The organism is Psychrobacter sp. bablab_jr014 (genome assembly GCF_016464015.1).
Lineage (GTDB): Bacteria > Pseudomonadota > Gammaproteobacteria > Pseudomonadales > Moraxellaceae > Psychrobacter.
Window position 1 is genome coordinate 1 of record NZ_JACDXT010000008.1, and the last position, 16,613, is coordinate 16,613.

The 16,613-nt window shown below is 45.6% G+C and carries 17 protein-coding genes and 1 pseudogene; 12 read left to right on the top strand and 6 right to left on the bottom strand.

The window, feature by feature from the left end; translation table 11 throughout:
• Positions 1-193: 193 nt before the first annotated feature.
• The 6 genes from gluQRS to JIE71_RS01970 all read right to left on the bottom strand — a co-directional run bounded on the left by gluQRS (position 194) and on the right by JIE71_RS01970 (position 5,205).
• The gene (gluQRS, locus tag JIE71_RS01945) at positions 194-1,162 is read right to left on the bottom strand and encodes a tRNA glutamyl-Q(34) synthetase GluQRS (protein ID WP_199507048.1); all 969 of its coding nucleotides are present in this window, start codon (positions 1,160-1,162) and stop codon (positions 194-196) included.
• A 14-nt stretch (positions 1,163-1,176) separates the two neighbouring features.
• Complete coding sequence (gene dksA, locus JIE71_RS01950; protein ID WP_199507049.1) at positions 1,177-1,617, bottom strand: RNA polymerase-binding protein DksA; 441 nt, start codon at positions 1,615-1,617, stop codon at positions 1,177-1,179.
• A 268-nt stretch (positions 1,618-1,885) separates the two neighbouring features.
• On the bottom strand, positions 1,886-2,707 hold the full coding sequence (locus tag JIE71_RS01955; protein WP_199507050.1) for a metallophosphoesterase: 822 nt from the start codon (positions 2,705-2,707) through the stop codon (positions 1,886-1,888).
• 244 nt (positions 2,708-2,951) lie between these two features.
• Entirely contained in the window at positions 2,952-3,767 is an 816-nt protein-coding gene (locus JIE71_RS01960; protein ID WP_199507051.1) for a metal ABC transporter permease, read from the bottom strand.
• Positions 3,768-3,839: 72 nt separating this feature from the next.
• Positions 3,840-4,619, bottom strand: a complete 780-nt coding sequence (locus JIE71_RS01965) for a metal ABC transporter ATP-binding protein (RefSeq protein ID WP_416231998.1) — start codon at positions 4,617-4,619, stop codon at positions 3,840-3,842.
• A 67-nt stretch (positions 4,620-4,686) separates the two neighbouring features.
• A complete protein-coding gene (locus tag JIE71_RS01970) occupies positions 4,687-5,205 on the bottom strand; it encodes a transcriptional repressor (RefSeq protein ID WP_199507052.1) in 519 nt (172 codons plus the stop codon).
• 260 nt (positions 5,206-5,465) lie between these two features.
• Between JIE71_RS01970 and JIE71_RS01975 the strand changes: the two genes are divergently transcribed.
• The 12 genes and pseudogenes from JIE71_RS01975 to JIE71_RS02030 all read left to right on the top strand — a co-directional run.
• Complete coding sequence (locus JIE71_RS01975; RefSeq protein WP_199507053.1) at positions 5,466-6,368, top strand: metal ABC transporter solute-binding protein, Zn/Mn family; 903 nt, start codon at positions 5,466-5,468, stop codon at positions 6,366-6,368.
• 432 nt (positions 6,369-6,800) lie between these two features.
• A complete protein-coding gene (locus JIE71_RS01980; RefSeq protein ID WP_199507054.1) occupies positions 6,801-7,199 on the top strand; it encodes an ATP synthase subunit I in 399 nt (132 codons plus the stop codon).
• A gap of 704 nt (positions 7,200-7,903) precedes the next feature.
• The gene (atpB, locus tag JIE71_RS01985) at positions 7,904-8,773 is read left to right on the top strand and encodes a F0F1 ATP synthase subunit A (protein ID WP_199507055.1); all 870 of its coding nucleotides are present in this window, start codon (positions 7,904-7,906) and stop codon (positions 8,771-8,773) included.
• A 33-nt stretch (positions 8,774-8,806) separates the two neighbouring features.
• Positions 8,807-9,055: a F0F1 ATP synthase subunit C gene (atpE, locus tag JIE71_RS01990; protein WP_025651437.1), complete on the top strand. Its 249-nt coding sequence runs from the start codon at positions 8,807-8,809 to the stop codon at positions 9,053-9,055.
• Between the two features lie 97 nt (positions 9,056-9,152).
• Entirely contained in the window at positions 9,153-9,623 is a 471-nt protein-coding gene (locus JIE71_RS01995; protein WP_199507056.1) for a F0F1 ATP synthase subunit B, read from the top strand.
• Between the two features lie 13 nt (positions 9,624-9,636).
• Entirely contained in the window at positions 9,637-10,257 is a 621-nt protein-coding gene (locus JIE71_RS02000; RefSeq protein WP_199507057.1) for a F0F1 ATP synthase subunit delta, read from the top strand.
• An 82-nt stretch (positions 10,258-10,339) separates the two neighbouring features.
• Entirely contained in the window at positions 10,340-11,884 is a 1,545-nt protein-coding gene (gene atpA / locus JIE71_RS02005) for a F0F1 ATP synthase subunit alpha (protein ID WP_199507058.1), read from the top strand.
• 138 nt (positions 11,885-12,022) lie between these two features.
• The gene (gene atpG / locus JIE71_RS02010; RefSeq protein ID WP_199507059.1) at positions 12,023-12,904 is read left to right on the top strand and encodes a F0F1 ATP synthase subunit gamma; all 882 of its coding nucleotides are present in this window, start codon (positions 12,023-12,025) and stop codon (positions 12,902-12,904) included.
• 38 nt (positions 12,905-12,942) lie between these two features.
• Positions 12,943-14,379 carry a F0F1 ATP synthase subunit beta gene (gene atpD, locus JIE71_RS02015; RefSeq protein ID WP_199507060.1) on the top strand — a complete coding sequence of 479 codons (1,437 nt, stop codon included), beginning with the start codon at positions 12,943-12,945 and terminating at the stop codon, positions 14,377-14,379.
• A gap of 80 nt (positions 14,380-14,459) precedes the next feature.
• Entirely contained in the window at positions 14,460-14,876 is a 417-nt protein-coding gene (locus tag JIE71_RS02020) for a F0F1 ATP synthase subunit epsilon (protein WP_199507061.1), read from the top strand.
• A gap of 433 nt (positions 14,877-15,309) precedes the next feature.
• Positions 15,310-16,020 (top strand): response regulator, encoded by a 711-nt coding sequence (locus JIE71_RS02025; RefSeq protein WP_199507063.1) that lies wholly within the window; start codon positions 15,310-15,312, stop codon positions 16,018-16,020.
• Positions 16,021-16,323: 303 nt separating this feature from the next.
• A pseudogene (locus JIE71_RS02030) lies at positions 16,324-16,613 on the top strand (two-component sensor histidine kinase); the annotation flags it as partial.

The window sequence follows — 16,613 nt, forward strand, 5'->3', positions numbered from 1 at the left end:
CTGCGGGCTGATGCTAAAATTGCCCCATACTGCGTTACAAATCTCGCTAAGGCATCTGCATTATCGTCGCTTTGTGCCTTGTCTGGAACAATTTTAGCAATCAGCAGTGCCTATTTGCGAATGTTCAACACGCCCTAAAAAAGCGCGATAGAGTTCGCGCTTTTTTTTATGCTTATGATTTAAAGCGTTTTGCTTATATAGCCACATTCAGTACCTGTTGCCCAATCAGCGGCGTTTGGCACCACTGCTGCACCGCTTGTGCAAGCATGCGCTCAGGCGTATCTATATCGACCGCAGGCTGCTGTAATAATTGTAAGGCGTATTGTAATAAGCGACTGGGGTCACGGGTATCAATCGGCTGGGCAAGGTTTTGCTTGGAGAGCTTTTGCCCATTGTCATGACAAATCAGCGGCAAATGATACCAGTGCGAGACCGCAGGCAGACGCGCGGCATGCATCACGCTAATTTGTGCGCTGGTCATGGGCAAGATATCTAAGCCGCGCATAATATGCGTGACACCTTGCAAACCATCATCAATACTGGCGGCGAGGATGTAGTTAATAATGCCATCTTCGCGGCGTACCACCATATCACCGACCGTCTGTTGTGGGTTTTGCCAGCAGTTGTCCTGAATGCCATCGGCAAAGCCAATCAGCGTATCGGGCATTTGCAAGCGCAGCTTATGTGCGGTCTTATCAAGCCCAGCGTTTAGGCAGCAGCGCGGATAGCGTTGACGATTATCCAGCGCTTGACTCAGACCTGAGGCTTGGATATTGGCTTGTTGTTTTTGCGCGTCCCAATAGGCGTTTAGCTGCTTACGCGAGCAAGAGCAGGCGTAGGTTAAGGGCTGTAGCGGATCGGCTAAATAGTCATTATAAATATCAGTGCGTTCAGACTGATAGATGACATCGCCATCCCAAAACAGCGCTAAGGCTTCTAAATCGAGGAGGATTTGCTCACTAAATTGGCGGTCGCAGCGGGCGGTATCGGTGTCTTCTATACGCAGTAACCATGTACCGCCGAGCGATTTGATATGACAGTAGCTTGCCAGTGCCGTGGTGAGCGAGCCAAGGTGCAGCTCACCTGTAGGCGAGGGAGCAAAGCGTCCAATCGGGTGCGCTGGACTGGACGCTTTTTTGGGCGGAGCAACTGTGCTTGGCATGGCAACTGGCCCGATTAGGTATGCCCTTGGTTTTGACGCTCTTTCATCTCTGACAGTGTTTTGCAGTCGATACACTGGGTGGCTGTTGGGCGTGCCTCGAGGCGACGCAAACCAATCTCTACCCCACAAGTCTCACAAAACCCGTAGTCATCATTGTCAATCTCAAGGATAGACTTATCAATTTTACGAATCAGTTTACGCTCGCGGTCACGGGTACGCAGTGCCAAAGCAAACTCTTCTTCTTGCGTGGCGCGGTCGTTGATATCAGGCATCGCGCTAGATTCATCTTGAATGTAGCTTTTGGTGCGGTCAGCTTCGCCAATCAATTGGGTTTTCCAATCAAGCAAGATGGCGCGAAAATGCTCAAGCTGCGCATCAGACATGTACTCTTCGCCATCAGCAGGCTCATACGGCGTGAATTTTACATCGCTAGGATTGGGGGTTGCGGTACTCATAAGTCTTTCCTATTTTTTCAATCAATCAAAGGCTGTGTCTGCCAAAGTCAGCGCACTTGCCAAAATGTATTCCTTTAGCTACCCCACAGAGTACCACTAATGATCGGGTGACGCCTATGCTTGATACGCCAGAATCGCAAAAAATAGCCAAGAGCGATAGCATGGTGCCGTTATTATCAAAATATTTCCCGTTACTCTCTGTCAGGGTCTGCAGGCAATCATAACCCCACACTGTCAACACAAGGTGACACGCGGATTAAAGCGACCGTTAAGTATCTAACCTTTTTACCCAGCTTGCAACCTGTCCATTGTTAGCCAATTGCAACCAGCGGTAACCAGGCCGTGCGTCTTCATCGTAAGCAAAATCATCAACCAACGGCTTGAACTGATAGCATGTTGAAGGCGTGCTATACACCTGTACGCCATCGCGCGTATATACCTTTTCTTGATGGGTATGGCCGCTGATAATGGCCTGAAGGTGGGTATGCTTACGCATCTTTTGCCAAAAGTAATCGGTATTTCGAGCAATATGTACATCAATCCATGCCGATTGCATGGCAATGACATGATGATGCAGCGCAATCAACGTCGGTTTTTGGCAAGTCTGTAATTGCGCATCCAGCCAATCCACATCCATCGTAGACAGCGCCCCAAAAATCTCACCAGGCACACTTGAGTCCATCAGCAGTATCTGCCAATATTCGCTGTGAATCACATGACGACTGAGTAGTCTCTCGTCGGCTTCTTTTGCCAGCAGCTCGCGTGCATGAAAAGGCACTGTGGCGTCCTTTTCTTCTGTCACATCATGGTTACCCGCGATGCAGGCAAATGGAATGCCAGTTGCGGACAGCACGTCAAAGACATGATCGTATAAATGCGTTTTGACCTTACTAACCAAATCTCCTGTCACCAAAATCAAATCGCAACGTACAGGCTCGGCTAAGGCTTGCGCCAATACCGCCGCGAAACGGTCATGGCAACAAGGCTGCGTTTTGTCATGAATGGGTTCAGAGAGGTGCAAGTCGGTAATCTGTAAAACATTGACTTGTTCATCAGGCGTACTAATGAAGTGCACAGGGTAGTTTTGCATGGGGTAAATACCTCATCAGACCACAACCAAAGCTTAAAATAGTAACGGCTTGACGTACGACAATGTGCTTATCTACAAATCTTGCATCCATCAGTATAGCCAAAGTCAACCGCAATAACGGTAAAAGGATATTATCGGCTTTATAACACAGATTAGTGAAAACCTCTAGCTTTATTTGAAGACAAAAGTAGGGTCAACTATCAGCTCATCAGGTAATTGGTCACGCTTATCCTAACGGCGGTATCTACCTATTTGTACGAGTAAAGGCTTGCCAAGACTTGTTCATAATTAATGTCGCAAAGAATAACAGTGCCAAAATCAATACGATAGACACACCCGTTTGAATATCGAGCCACACGCTGCTCCACACCCCAAGCGTTACGCCGACTTGAGCAATAATAAAAGCAACGATAACCATCTGTTTGGGTGACTGGGTCAATAAGCGCGCACTCAAAGCAGGCAGCACCAACAATCCACTGATGAGTAAACTGCCGACTGCTTGTAAGGCAACGGCGCAAAATCCTGCCAAAATACCCATAAAGAACAAACGCTGGCGAGTCGGATTGATGCCCTGAATACGTGCCAGCGCCTCATGCGTCGCCAGTTTGATTTGGGCAGGCCAAATGTAGGCCAGTAAACCTGCACCTATAGCGACAGATACTGCGAGTATGGGCAAATCGGCCCAATCAAGCTCTAATAGATTGCCAAATAAAAAGCCCAGCACATTGGCCTGTTGATCGGTCAGTTGTGTCAAGGTCAATAAGCCCAAGCACAATAATGTGACCGCGACCACAGCGAGTACCGCATCGGCAGGTAAGCGCTCATCATCCATCCACACAAGGCTAAGAACAACAAAGACACTGACGAGCGCCACACCAATGCCCATAGGCAAATGCCACCATGCCGCCAGTGCCACCCCAAGCAATGTTCCGTGTGCGAGTGCATCTGCAAAAAACGCCATACGTCGCCACAATACCAAACAGCCAAGTGGCGCTGATAATACTGCCAAGATACTGCCCGCCAGCCAAGCTGGCGCAATAATACTCAACCATGCACCCATATTCAAAACCTACCAAAAACTAAGAAAATCATTGTGGCTATTGTCCGTAGACGCTCGATATATTGCGCTGGTTTAGACTTCATGGGGCGCATGATGCTCGCAGGCATGCGGCTTATGAACATAAGGCTGCTCATAATGATGACCAAACAAATCTTGAAATGCAGGCGTGACCGCGAGCTCAGCAGGTTGTCCTTCGCAGCAAATGTGTTTATTTAAACAAATTACCCGTCGACTGCCTTTCATCACCCAATGCAGGTCATGCGACACCACCAACATCGCGCAGCGCAAAAACTCAGGCAGTGCATCAATAAAAGCATACAGTAGCGCTTCTGTGTCAGGGTCTAAGCCTTGCATTGGCTCATCTAAAATCAGCAAATTAGGCTTATCAAGGAGTGCGCGTGCTAGCAGTACGCGCTGGGTTTCACCGCCTGATAAATGGTGCATTTGCCGTGATAATAATGAGGATAATGACAGACGCTCAAAGATATAATCGCGTTCAGTGGCACTCAAGCGGCGTTTGTCTGCTTGCGCCAAAACATCTTTAACTCGCAAAGGCAATATGGCAGGAACGCTAAATCGCTGCGGCACATAGCCCAAACGAATGTGATGATGCGCGACAATATCGCCTTCGGTTGGTGTGAGAAGGCCGAGTATCAGCTTAACCAGCGTTGACTTGCCCGCGCCGTTCGGGCCGATAAGGCTGATGGTTTCTTGAGCACCAATAGTCAAATTGATATTCGATACCAGTCTTTGACGATGTACATCAAAGCTGATGTTTTTCAGGCTCAATAGTGGTGCCATATCAGACAGCGTCTTTTGCTGTTTTGATTGACGTGATGACAAATAGCTCATGACAGTACTTCAGCTTTTGATGATAAAAACAACGACTAGGGCGATACGAATCAGACACCGCAGCTACTCATTCGGCGGTCGCTGTTTGACAAGCCTGACAACGGCCACTCAGCTCAATCACACTACGCGCAACCACAAAGCCTGCATTACTTTGCGCAAAATGAATAATTTCTTCAGCAGGCATACTGCTGCACTCTTGCACGCTGTGACAGTTGTCACAGATTAAAAAGGCTGCCGTATGTTGAGCGCGCGGATGACAACAAGGCACGTAAGCATTGATAGAGGTCAGTTGATGAATCAGCCCCTCGGATAATAAAAACTCCAAGCTACGATACACCGTGGGCGGCGCGACATTTTTACTGGCTTTAGCGTCTGTATCCAAACGTTCTTTTTGCAGTAGCGTGATTAAATCATATGCACCAACAGGAGCATTTGCCGATAAAATCAGCGCATAAATTTGCTGACGTAATGGCGTAAAACGCACCCCACGCGCACGGCAATGCTGCTGCGCCGCCAACAGACGGTCTTCTATTGCCTCGGCTGAAAAAGACTGTACCTTATGAATATGCTTGCAATCTGCGCTCATGGCTACTGCCCTTAAATACTTGATTAATAATACAAAGAATGTCTTAAGCCTGACTTTTTGTAACGGTATGGCGCATTCATCTGGCGATTATTAATGTTATAGTATAACATAATGTGATTATCAAATACCATTATGCCATCATTTACATCCTACTTTGCAATGTTTGTGGTTGAAACGTGTTTAAGTTTTCATTGGTTTACTGCCAAGTTGTAGTCAATCTTACTGGCCGTCTGGCTAACTTTGTTTGTGAGTGCCTTTATATGAAACAGATGTCTGTCCTTCTTCATACTTTATATCATAAGCTACGTCGTCCATTTTACGCTGCAAGTGTTTTAGCACTGAGTGCAGTAACATGGCAACTGCCTGCGCAGGCAGCGACCAATACCGTCAGTGTGAGCAACTATCCATTATACCTACTGAGCGAAGCGGTCACAAAAGGCACGCCTTCAGCCCAGCGTATATTAAAACCAGGTAACGTGGGACATCATGGCAGTATGAGCCCTAGCGACAAAAAAATGATTCAGGACAGTACCTTTGTCGTTTGGTTTGGTCCATCGTTAGAAAACAGTCTGTCAGGTACGCTTGAGGATGCGCCTAACGATATCGCCTTATTAGATTTTGACGCATTTAAACGCTATCCGCTGCGTGATATTCAGACCAAGCCAATCAGCAACACTGAAGACCCACATATCTGGCTGGATCCTAATAATGCTAAGGCGATTACTCGTGCATTGGCAGCCATCCATACGCACGCTAATCCGCAATACAAAGATATTTATCAAGCCAATGTCAAAGACTTTGCCAAACGTATGGATGCTGCGGTGCGCCAAGTGCAGCAAGAATCCCCCAGCCTTCGTGATTACTGGGCGTATCATGATGCTTATCAATATCTTGAAAAAGCGGCTAATATTCGCTTAGCGGGCAGTTTAAGCCCTGATCATCACCTTGCGCCAAAGGCCAGTCAACTGCGCTGGTTGACCACACATCGTCCCGCCAAAAACATGTGCTTACTAAACCAAAGCGAAACGGCAAAGGGCTTGAATGCCAAACTAAAACCCCTAAAGACCAGTGTGCAACTGGAGGACATGAGTGACAGTACCGACTTTGTTGATGGCTGGAAAACCATGGCGCAACAAATCAACCGCTGCATTGATGGCGCATAATCTTCATAAATCAAGTAAGATACGTGCTCTTAGCGACTAACGTGAGTATTTTGTCTGTTTAACGGCTGTTTTTATAATAAAAGTGAAAACCAACAAATCAGCCATGTTAGCGATTTACTTATGTTATGATGGCACGCAAACAAAATTAAAGCACTGGTACATGGACAAATCGCCCATATATGGGTGGTTTGCTCATAAATCAGCAATGATATAAAACCAAATCAATATCAGTTATTAACACAATAAAAAGTTAACTGGTTGACAAACTTAATATTATGCTTGCTTAAAAGCGCTACTGTCCTTATAATAAGTGGCGTTTTAATCGGGTTTAAAGGTGATATTAATATAGTGGTAACGACTTATTAAAAGTCACGGCGTGATCATTTGCAGAAATTGAGCAAACATCGCACCCTACCTATATAAGGATATCCAATGACCCAACCTGCCAAACGCACTCAGAAAGATTTGATCGGCAGTCGCTTAAAGCAGCAGTCTTGGTTACTTCTTGGCATCATTATATTGGCTGCGCTCGTAGACTATACTTGGTTTGATACCCACTGGGTGATTGCTAAAAGTGCTGCCTTAGGTGCATTGCTTAACTATATAAGCCAAGCGATATTTGCAGGTTTTGTTTTTTGGCACACGGGATACCACGTTCGTCGTAACATCGTACGACAACTGTATCGCGGTCAAATGGTCAAATGGCTATTGACAGTGCTCGGTTTCGCACTAATTTTTATTACCATACAACCCCTGTCAGCGCCAGCGCTCTTCATCGGTTTTATGGTAATGCAGATTAGTCATATTTGGACATTGTGGCGCATAGGCTAGCGTACCCGTACTTTTGGGTAGGTTAATTATTCTGTCATAAGAGTAATGCTTGATGTGTCATCTCGCAGTCCAATTTCTCTAAGGCTAATTCAGTAAAGTCAATATCAGTCATACTTAGTCGTAAGTTATCTAAGCAGACGCATTGAGCAGTAACACGTATAACGTAGTTCAGAATGGTTTTGGACAGGCAGTCCGAAGATGCATGCTGCGCACAATGCCGCAGTCGTATGCCTCATTTTTGCGTGTGCTGTCAAAACCACACTGACAGTGTAGATAAAAAATAATTGACTTTACACGAATACAACGCTGCATTAAGATAGGCAACAAATTTTTCTGCTTATGTACGCTATTTGGCGTTATCGTTGCGACTACCTTTTGGCTTTAATACCAATCATCGGTCACAAGATAATATAAGCAAACACTAACACAATGACGTTTGTGTCTGTAGCAAGGGCTGATAAATCATATCCATAAGCCCTTTTTTGATAACTAAAATTTATGTTTTGGTCAATGTCAAATCAGATAGCACGTCATACGTTGGATGTTGTTGGTTACATGGTAGCTTTAACTGAACTATAGCCAGATGACAGAGTAGGGGAGTGCCCTATCTTTATTGTCAGTCGCTATGATTCGTTAATCTACTCATCAGATGACAACCTTTTTTGGTAGTTGATTAAATCGTTGATTAATAAGAAGCTTATATTATGGCAGCCGAGCAACAAACATCATCAGACTATATCTCTCACCACTTAACAAACTGGACGTACGGCTATTTGCCGGGCGAAGGTTGGACAGTCGCTCATAGCGCCGAAGAAGCATCACAGATGGGCTTTCAAGCCATCCATCTGGATTCTATGCTGTGGTCTTTTGGTCTTGGTATCCTTTTTTGTGCCATTTTTTGGATGGTAGCCAAAAAGGTCACCTCAGGCGTGCCCGGCAAGATGCAAGCTTTTGTTGAACTGATTGTCGAATTTGTCGACAACAACGTCCGCGACTCTTACAGTGGTAAATCAAAGCTGGTTGCGCCACTTGCGCTGACCATATTTGTTTGGATTTTCTTAATGAACTTGATGGACTTAGTGCCTATCGACTTCATTCCAGTATTGGCGCAAAAAATCGGCGAGGCGATGGGTTATGACCCACACCACGTCTTTATGAAAATCGTACCAAGTACCGACCCGAACGTCACCCTTGGCATGTCATTTTCTGTTTTTGCTTTGATTATCTTTTATAGCATTAAAGAAAAAGGTTTTGGTGGCTTCTTGGGCGAGCTAACACTGCACCCATTTAGCGCAAAAAACCCAATCGCAAAGATTATTTTAATTCCTATCAACTTCATCTTAGAATTTGTGACCTTGATTGCAAAACCAATCTCATTGGGCTTGCGTCTGTTCGGTAACATGTATGCAGGTGAATTGATCTTTATCTTGATTGCCCTAATGCCGTTTTGGATTCAATGGGCGTTATCTGTACCGTGGGCGATTTTCCACATCTTGGTTATTACACTTCAAGCGTTCGTATTTATGATGCTCACGATAGTTTATCTATCACTAGCGTCATCAACTGAACATTAATTAGACATTCAATAGGTAAATGAGGATACATCAATGGATCCAGTATTAGGTGGTTACACAGTTATCGCAGTAGCACTTCTAATTGGCTTGGGCGCACTAGGCACCGGCATCGGCTTTGCTATCTTGGGCGGCAAATTCCTAGAAGGCGTTGCACGTCAGCCAGAGCTAGGCTCACAGTTGCAAACTCGTATGTTCATCGTCGCAGGTCTACTTGATGCGGTACCGATGATTGGTGTTGGTATTGCTATGCTATTGCTATTCGCTAACCCTCTAGCAGGTTAATCTGAAGGCTCAGTTGTATACCGTTGACTGTGTTTATAGTCACTGAATATAAATACAGTCAATAACACTGATGTTTCATTAACAAAGAGGTGATCACGTGAATATCAATTCTACCCTCATCGGTCAAGCCATTGCTTTTGCAATATTTGTGGTTTTTTGCATGAAATTCGTGTGGCCACCACTTATTGGCGCAATTAATGAGCGTCAGCGCAAAATCGCTGATGGCTTAAATGCTGCAGAAAAAGCAAAAGCAGATTTGGCGACCGCGGAGCAAGATGCCCAGCAAGAGCTTGAGCTTGCAAAAAGTAAAGCTGCGGCATTGATTGAGCAGGCAAATAAAAGTGCCAATCAATTAGTTGAAGACGCTAAAGCGCAAGCCCAATCTGAAGGTGAGCGTATCCGTCAACAAGCACAAGCGTCTATCGATCAAGAGATCAACCAAGCACGTGAGTCACTACGTGCCCAAGTCGCTGAGCTGTCTGTTCTTGGTGCTGAGAAAATTTTGCAAAAAGAAGTCGATATGCAAAAACACGCCAGCATGTTAGACCAACTGGCGGCGAAGCTGTAATTGTGAGGATATAATGGCTGACTTATCAACCTTAGCAAGACCCTACGCTAAAGCCGCGTTTGACTATGCCAATGAACACGGGGTGGTCAATGAATGGGAAGATTTTCTATTTATTGCCAGTACGATTGTTAAAGACAAATCGTTCCATACTTGGCTAGACAATCCAGCTGTTTCTGCTGAGCAAAAGTCAGCCGCTTTGGTCGATCTTTATGATACACAAGTTGCTAGCGACAATGATTCTGCACTAAAGGGATTATTGACGGCGGCAAAAGGGCATCGTGATAACACGACAAGCTATCCTAAAGTATCAACAGCGCTTAGCAACTTCGTAACACAGCTGTCAGAACAAGAGCGTCTGACGCTGCTGCCTGAAGTTTATGAGCATTATCGCCGTCATAAAGCTTTAGGCTTACAGCAGCTTGATGCTTACGTGACTTCTGCCCATCCATTGACCGACGAACAGCGCGAACTTATCAAAACGCGTCTTGCCACCTCGCTTAATGCCAGTGTGGTGATTCATGAGTCGGTTGATGCAAGTTTATTGGCAGGCGCTAAGATTAAAATCGGTGACAAAGTTATTGATGATTCTATGCGTGGCAAGTTACAACAGTTAAAAACACAGCTAACTGCTTAATGCCAAAAAGCGCAGTTGCTGCGCGATGATAAGAGCATTTGAGTCAGTAGGCGGGTTATCATAAATTAAAGGAAACAAGGCAATGCAACAATTGAATCCAGCGGAAATCAGTAATCTGATTAAGCAGCGTATTCAAGACCTTGATGCGGGTGCAACTGCAAAGAATGAAGGCACGATTGTCAAAGTATCTGACGGTATCGTGCAGATTCATGGTCTTGAAGATGCCATGTACGGTGAAATGATTGAGTTTGAAGGCGACATCTATGGTATGGCGCTAAACTTAGAGCGTGATTCTGTCGGCGCGGTCGTACTTGGTGATTATTTAACGCTACAAGAAGGCCAAAAAGCCTATTGTACAGGTCGTATTCTTGAAGTACCAGTAGGACCTGAGCTACTAGGTCGCGTTGTTGATGCTTTGGGTAATCCTATTGATGGCAAAGGCCCTATCAATGCCAAGCTTACCGACAAAGTTGAAAAAATCGCACCAGGCGTTATTGATCGTCAATCAGTCGATCAGCCAGTAATGACGGGTTATAAAGCGGTTGATACCATGATTCCTATTGGTCGTGGTCAGCGTGAGCTTATCATTGGTGACCGTCAGACTGGTAAAACAGCGATGGCAATCGATGCGATTATTGCACAGAAAGATTCTGGCATTAAGTGTGTGTATGTTGCCGTTGGTCAAAAACGTTCAACCATCGCAAACGTTGTACGTAAGCTTGAGCAAACTGGCGCACTAGAGTACACCACTGTTGTGGTTGCTTCAGCATCAGAGCCAGCAGCACTACAGTACCTAGCCCCATACTCAGGCTGTACTATGGGTGAGTACTTCCGTGACCGCGGTGAAGACGCGCTGATCGTATTTGATGACCTATCAAAACAAGCGGTTGCTTATCGTCAAATTTCACTACTACTTCGTCGTCCACCAGGTCGTGAAGCGTATCCAGGTGACGTATTCTACTTACACTCACGCCTGCTAGAGCGCGCATCACGCGTCAACGCAGACTATGTAGAAAAGTTCACCAATGGTGAAGTTACTGGTAAAACGGGTTCACTAACCGCACTACCGATTATTGAAACCCAAGCGGGTGACGTTTCTGCATTCGTACCGACCAACGTAATCTCTATTACCGATGGTCAGATCTTCTTAGAATCAAGCCTATTTAACTCAGGTATCCGTCCTGCAGTGAACGCGGGTATCTCAGTATCTCGCGTCGGTGGTTCAGCACAGACGAAGATCATCAAAAAGCTATCAGGTGGTATCCGTACCGCACTAGCACAGTATCGTGAACTGGCCGCATTCGCTCAGTTTGCCTCAGATCTAGATGACGCTACGCGTGAACAGCTTGATCATGGTGAGCGTGTGACCGAGCTGATGAAGCAAAAGCAATATCAGCCAATGTCAATCTCTGAGCAAGCTGCGGTTATTTACGCATCAAACGAAGGCTTCTTGTCAGACGTACCTGTTGAAAAAATCGGTTCATTTGAAGAAGCATACCTACGTTACATGCACGACGAGCAAAGCGATCTGATGAAAGAGATTGATGACACCGCCAATTACAATGATGATATTGCCGGTCGTTTGAAGTCAGCAGTACAGACGTTTAAACAAAACCACAGTTATTAATTTAACGGGTTTGTTGATATAAGGCTTGTGTGTTTTATAAACATGCAAGCTGGCTATCAACGGCATGTGACTGCGTAGTGCTGCAAGTCATTGTTGCATTCGCCAATGCTTTTTTAACCCTCTTATATTGGAATCATTATGGCAAGCTTAAAAGAAATACGTGCCAAAGTCACCAGTATTAAAAGCACCCAGAAGATTACTCGCGCCATGCAGATGGTAGCTGCAAGTAAGATGCGCCGTGCCCAAGAGCGCATGGAAGTGGGTCGCCCGTATGCTGATAGTATGCGCCGGGTTATCTCACATTTGGTGCATGCGTCATCAGACTATAAGCATCCGTACATGGTATCGCGCCCTGTCAACAAAGTGGGCTATATCGTCATCACCTCTGACCGTGGTTTGGCAGGCGGCTTGAACATCAACTTGTTTAAAGCACTGACTAAAAGCATCCAAGAGTACCAAGAGCAGTCTGTTCAGGCTGAATTTGCTGTTTTAGGTGCTAAAGGTGTGAGCTTTTTCAAAAACTTTGGTGGCAAAGTTACCTCAGCGATTACCGACTATGGTGACAACCCAACGTTTGAACAGCTAAACGCGCCCGTACAGGCGATGCTTGATGACTACAATCAAGGCAAATTAGACCGCATTTATGTGGTATATAACCAATTTGTCAACGCCATGACTCAAAAGCCTAAGATCAATCAGCTTGTGCCGCTACCAGAGAACGCCTTTGGTGATGAAGAAAGTGGTATCCAAACTGAGCTGAGCTGGGACTACATTTACGAGCCAGACATCAAGACCTTAATTGATGGTCTACTGGGTCGTTATATCGAGTCTATCGTTTATCAAGCGGTTATGGAAAATATTGCCTCTGAACAGTCATCACGTATGGTTGCGATGAAAGCAGCGACAGACAACGCGGGCAATTTAATTAACGATTTACAGTTGGTTTATAACAAGCTGCGTCAAGCGGCGATTACTCGAGAAATCTCGGAAATCGTTGGCGGTGCTGCTGCTGTTTCATAATTGACTACACCTATATATAGAAGTTCAAGGAGAACGCAATGAGTAGCGGTCGTATTGTACAGATCATTGGCGCGGTTATTGACGTTGAATTTAACCGTGAAGACGTGCCTCAGGTCTATGATGCCCTACAGGTCGATGGTACCGAAACCACCCTAGAAGTACAGCAACAATTGGGCGATGGTATCGTACGTACTATTGCAATGGGTTCAACCGAAGGTCTTAAGCGCAGCATGCCTGTGACCAGCACAGGTGCACCGATTTCTGTGCCAGTAGGTACAGCCACCCTAGGTCGTATCATGGACGTTCTAGGTCGTCCTATCGACGAAGCGGGCGACGTTGCTGCAGACACTAAATGGTCTATCCACCGCGAAGCGCCAAGCTACGCTGAACAATCAAACAGCACTGAGCTACTAGAGACAGGCATCAAAGTTATTGACTTGCTATGCCCGTTTGCTAAAGGTGGTAAAGTCGGTCTGTTCGGTGGTGCGGGTGTGGGTAAAACCGTAAACATGATGGAGCTGATCAACAACATCGCTCTGAAACACTCAGGTTTGTCTGTGTTTGCTGGTGTTGGTGAGCGTACTCGTGAAGGTAACGACTTCTATCACGAAATGCAAGAAGCTGGCGTTGTAAACACTGAAGACTTTAGCAAATCTAAAGTTGCGATGGTATACGGTCAGATGAATGAGCCACCAGGTAACCGTCTACGTGTTGCGTTGACAGGTCTGACCATGGCGGAATACTTCCGTGACAGTAAAGATCCAGAAACTGGTAAAGGTCGTGACGTACTGTTGTTCGTTGACAACATTTACCGTTACACGCTAGCGGGTACTGAAGTATCAGCACTGCTAGGTCGTATGCCTTCAGCGGTAGGTTATCAGCCAACATTGGCAGAAGAGATGGGTATGCTCCAAGAGCGTATTACTTCAACGCAGTCAGGTTCAATCACTTCTGTGCAAGCGGTATACGTACCTGCCGATGACTTGACCGATCCATCACCAGCAACCACGTTTGCTCACTTGGATGCAACCGTCGTACTAAGCCGTGATATCGCGTCACAAGGTATTTACCCTGCGGTTGATCCACTAGATTCAACCTCACGTCAGCTTGATCCACAAGTTATTGGTGAAGAGCACTATAACGTGGCACGTGGCGTACAGGAAGTCTTGCAGCGTTATAAAGAGCTAAAAGACATCATCGCGATTCTAGGTATGGACGAGCTGTCAGAAGAAGACAAACTGATTGTTTACCGTGCGCGTAAAATTCAGCGCTTCTTGTCACAGCCATTCCACGTTGCCGAAGTATTCACTGGCGCGCCTGGTAAATACGTCGCCCTACGTGACACCATTGCGAGCTTTAAAGCAATCATCGCAGGTGAGTACGATGACCTACCAGAACAAGCGTTCTACATGGCAGGTGGCATTGATGAAGTCGTTGCAAAAGCTGAAAAGCTAAAAGCAAAAGCGTCAGCATAAGCCATGAGTGATGCATAAGCGCATGTGATGTGCGCTTATCGCATACCCTGCATTGCAATTTTTAGAGTGAGGAGAAAGGGATGGCAACGTTTCAATGTCGCGTCGTAAGTGCCCGCGAAGAGCTGTACTCAGGTGACGTCAGTATGTTAATCGCTACGGGTAGCGAGGGCGAGGTTGGTGTGCTATCAGGACACACCCCGCTCATCACATTGCTAAAGCCAGGTGCGATGCGCATTCAGACGCCAGACGGTCAAGAAGAAGTCATTTATGTGTCTGGTGGTGTCCTTGAAGTACAACCAAATGTCGTAACGGTCTTGGCAGATACCGCAGTACGTGCGCACAACTTGGATGAGAGCAAAATCATGCAAGCGCGTAAGAATGCAGAGCAAGCCCTGGTCAACCAAAACGATACCGTACAAGTCAATGCTGCCTTGGCATCGTTGGCAGAGTCGGTGGGTCAGCTGCAAACCATTCGCAAATACAAAAACCGTGCGTAATTGCCCGTTTTAAGATTTGTAATAAAAAACAGTCTCCTTATGAGGCTGTTTTTTTTCGTCTATCATTTTTTATTAGGTACTTTGTTTCAAGATAAATCGCTTGATAGTCTTTAAGTGATTGGTAGCGTGAAAGCTGCTGGCAGTCTGCGTCATATTTCGTTATATTAGTAATCATTGACGCTCATGATATGAGATGTCCATAGCGATTACGATGTAGTCAGGACGACATTGGTTATACGTTTTTATGATGCAGTACTTAACGATTTAAACGATAAGTTTATAGGTTTTGTTACTGAGCATAGCGGACAGTATGGGTTACAAGGGTTTGATAGTATACTGTGCTGTTAATGCGTCACCGCAATACTTAGAACACATAATGTGCTAATCATAGCCTTGCGCTTATTTTTACAATTTAGAGGAAATAACAATGACAATGACTGAAGAAGACAACACCCCCCGAATTTTGATTGTCGAAGATGACGAGCGCTTGGCGATGCTGACTCAAGACTATTTGGTTAAGAATGGCCTAGAAGTGGCTATTGAGACTGATGGCAACCGTGCGATTCGCCGCATTGTCAATGAACAGCCTGATATGGTGGTACTTGACGTAATGTTGCCGGGCAGCGATGGTCTGACCGTTTGCCGCGAAGTGCGTCCACACTACCAAAACCCAATTTTGATGTTAACAGCACGTACTGAAGATATGGATCAAGTTTTGGGTCTAGAGATGGGCGCGGATGACTATGTTGCCAAGCCTGCACAGCCTCGTGTATTACTTGCGCGTATCCGTGCGCTACTACGCCGCTCTGAAAATGCGCCTTCTGAAGATGTGCCACAGCGTCTTGAGTTTGGCGAGTTGGTCATCGATAATGGCGGCCGCTCAGTGACTTTGTCCGATGAATTGGTTGACTTTACCAGTGCTGAGTATGATTTGTTATGGTTATTGGCTTCAAATGCAGGTCGTATCCTATCGCGTGAAGACATTTTTGAGCGTCTACGCGGTATCGAATATGACGGTCAAGACCGCTCTATCGACGTACGTATCTCGCGTATTCGTCCAAAAATCGGTGATGATCCTGAAAATCCAAAACGTATTAAGACCGTACGTAGTAAAGGTTATCTGTTTGTCAAAGAAGGCAACTAATTCTTTAGTTAGTGCCAATAGCCAGTACCATACTGAATGTGCTGGCTAAATTTTGCACCGTTATGCAGACAATAAAAGCCAGCAGCTCGCTGGTTTTTTTTGCAAATAGGCGATAAAATTTTCAACTTATGCCAATCATTATATGGTTTAATGAGGGCTAATAATGATCCATCATCCCTCAGTAAGGATTACGGACACTGTTACATCACCTTGGCTAAATAGATTACTGGGCACAACCTGATCAGCAGGTATGCCTGCTCATGATATGGACGTCGGGTTTAAATCGGTTGGTAATGGCACAATATGTCACTAGTCTCATCTTTAAAACACAGTATTTTCATTCGAATTTATGGCGGACTGCTGATAGTGTGTCTGTGCGTCGCCTTGTTCGCGCAGCTTTTGATGGATACCATCAATAAAGAGCGCGTACAGTCGTATCGTGAAAATATGGCAACAGGTGCGTTTTACTTGGTTGCTGAAGGCATAGCTCATCAAAAAAGCGCGATTCAACGTGAATATTGGCTGTCGGATGCCAGCAGTTTGTTTGGGTCCACTTTTCGAATTGTACCAACCAAAGAGATTAATTTTAGCTC

Bases quoted from the DNA above. Each gene is read 5' to 3' on its own strand.
- gluQRS (WP_199507048.1), bottom strand. From the start codon at position 1,162: ATGCCAAGCACAGTTGCTCCGCCCAAAAAAGCGTCCAGTCCAGCGCAC.
- dksA (WP_199507049.1), bottom strand. From the start codon at position 1,617: ATGAGTACCGCAACCCCCAATCCTAGCGATGTAAAATTCACGCCGTAT.
- JIE71_RS01955 (WP_199507050.1), bottom strand. From the start codon at position 2,707: ATGCAAAACTACCCTGTGCACTTCATTAGTACGCCTGATGAACAAGTC.
- JIE71_RS01960 (WP_199507051.1), bottom strand. From the start codon at position 3,767: ATGGGTGCATGGTTGAGTATTATTGCGCCAGCTTGGCTGGCGGGCAGT.
- JIE71_RS01965 (WP_416231998.1), bottom strand. From the start codon at position 4,619: ATGAGCTATTTGTCATCACGTCAATCAAAACAGCAAAAGACGCTGTCT.
- JIE71_RS01970 (WP_199507052.1), bottom strand. From the start codon at position 5,205: ATGAGCGCAGATTGCAAGCATATTCATAAGGTACAGTCTTTTTCAGCC.
- JIE71_RS01975 (WP_199507053.1), top strand. From the start codon at position 5,466: ATGAAACAGATGTCTGTCCTTCTTCATACTTTATATCATAAGCTACGT.
- JIE71_RS01980 (WP_199507054.1), top strand. From the start codon at position 6,801: ATGACCCAACCTGCCAAACGCACTCAGAAAGATTTGATCGGCAGTCGC.
- atpB (WP_199507055.1), top strand. From the start codon at position 7,904: ATGGCAGCCGAGCAACAAACATCATCAGACTATATCTCTCACCACTTA.
- atpE (WP_025651437.1), top strand. From the start codon at position 8,807: ATGGATCCAGTATTAGGTGGTTACACAGTTATCGCAGTAGCACTTCTA.
- JIE71_RS02000 (WP_199507057.1), top strand. From the start codon at position 9,637: ATGGCTGACTTATCAACCTTAGCAAGACCCTACGCTAAAGCCGCGTTT.
- atpA (WP_199507058.1), top strand. From the start codon at position 10,340: ATGCAACAATTGAATCCAGCGGAAATCAGTAATCTGATTAAGCAGCGT.
- atpG (WP_199507059.1), top strand. From the start codon at position 12,023: ATGGCAAGCTTAAAAGAAATACGTGCCAAAGTCACCAGTATTAAAAGC.
- atpD (WP_199507060.1), top strand. From the start codon at position 12,943: ATGAGTAGCGGTCGTATTGTACAGATCATTGGCGCGGTTATTGACGTT.
- JIE71_RS02020 (WP_199507061.1), top strand. From the start codon at position 14,460: ATGGCAACGTTTCAATGTCGCGTCGTAAGTGCCCGCGAAGAGCTGTAC.
- JIE71_RS02025 (WP_199507063.1), top strand. From the start codon at position 15,310: ATGACTGAAGAAGACAACACCCCCCGAATTTTGATTGTCGAAGATGAC.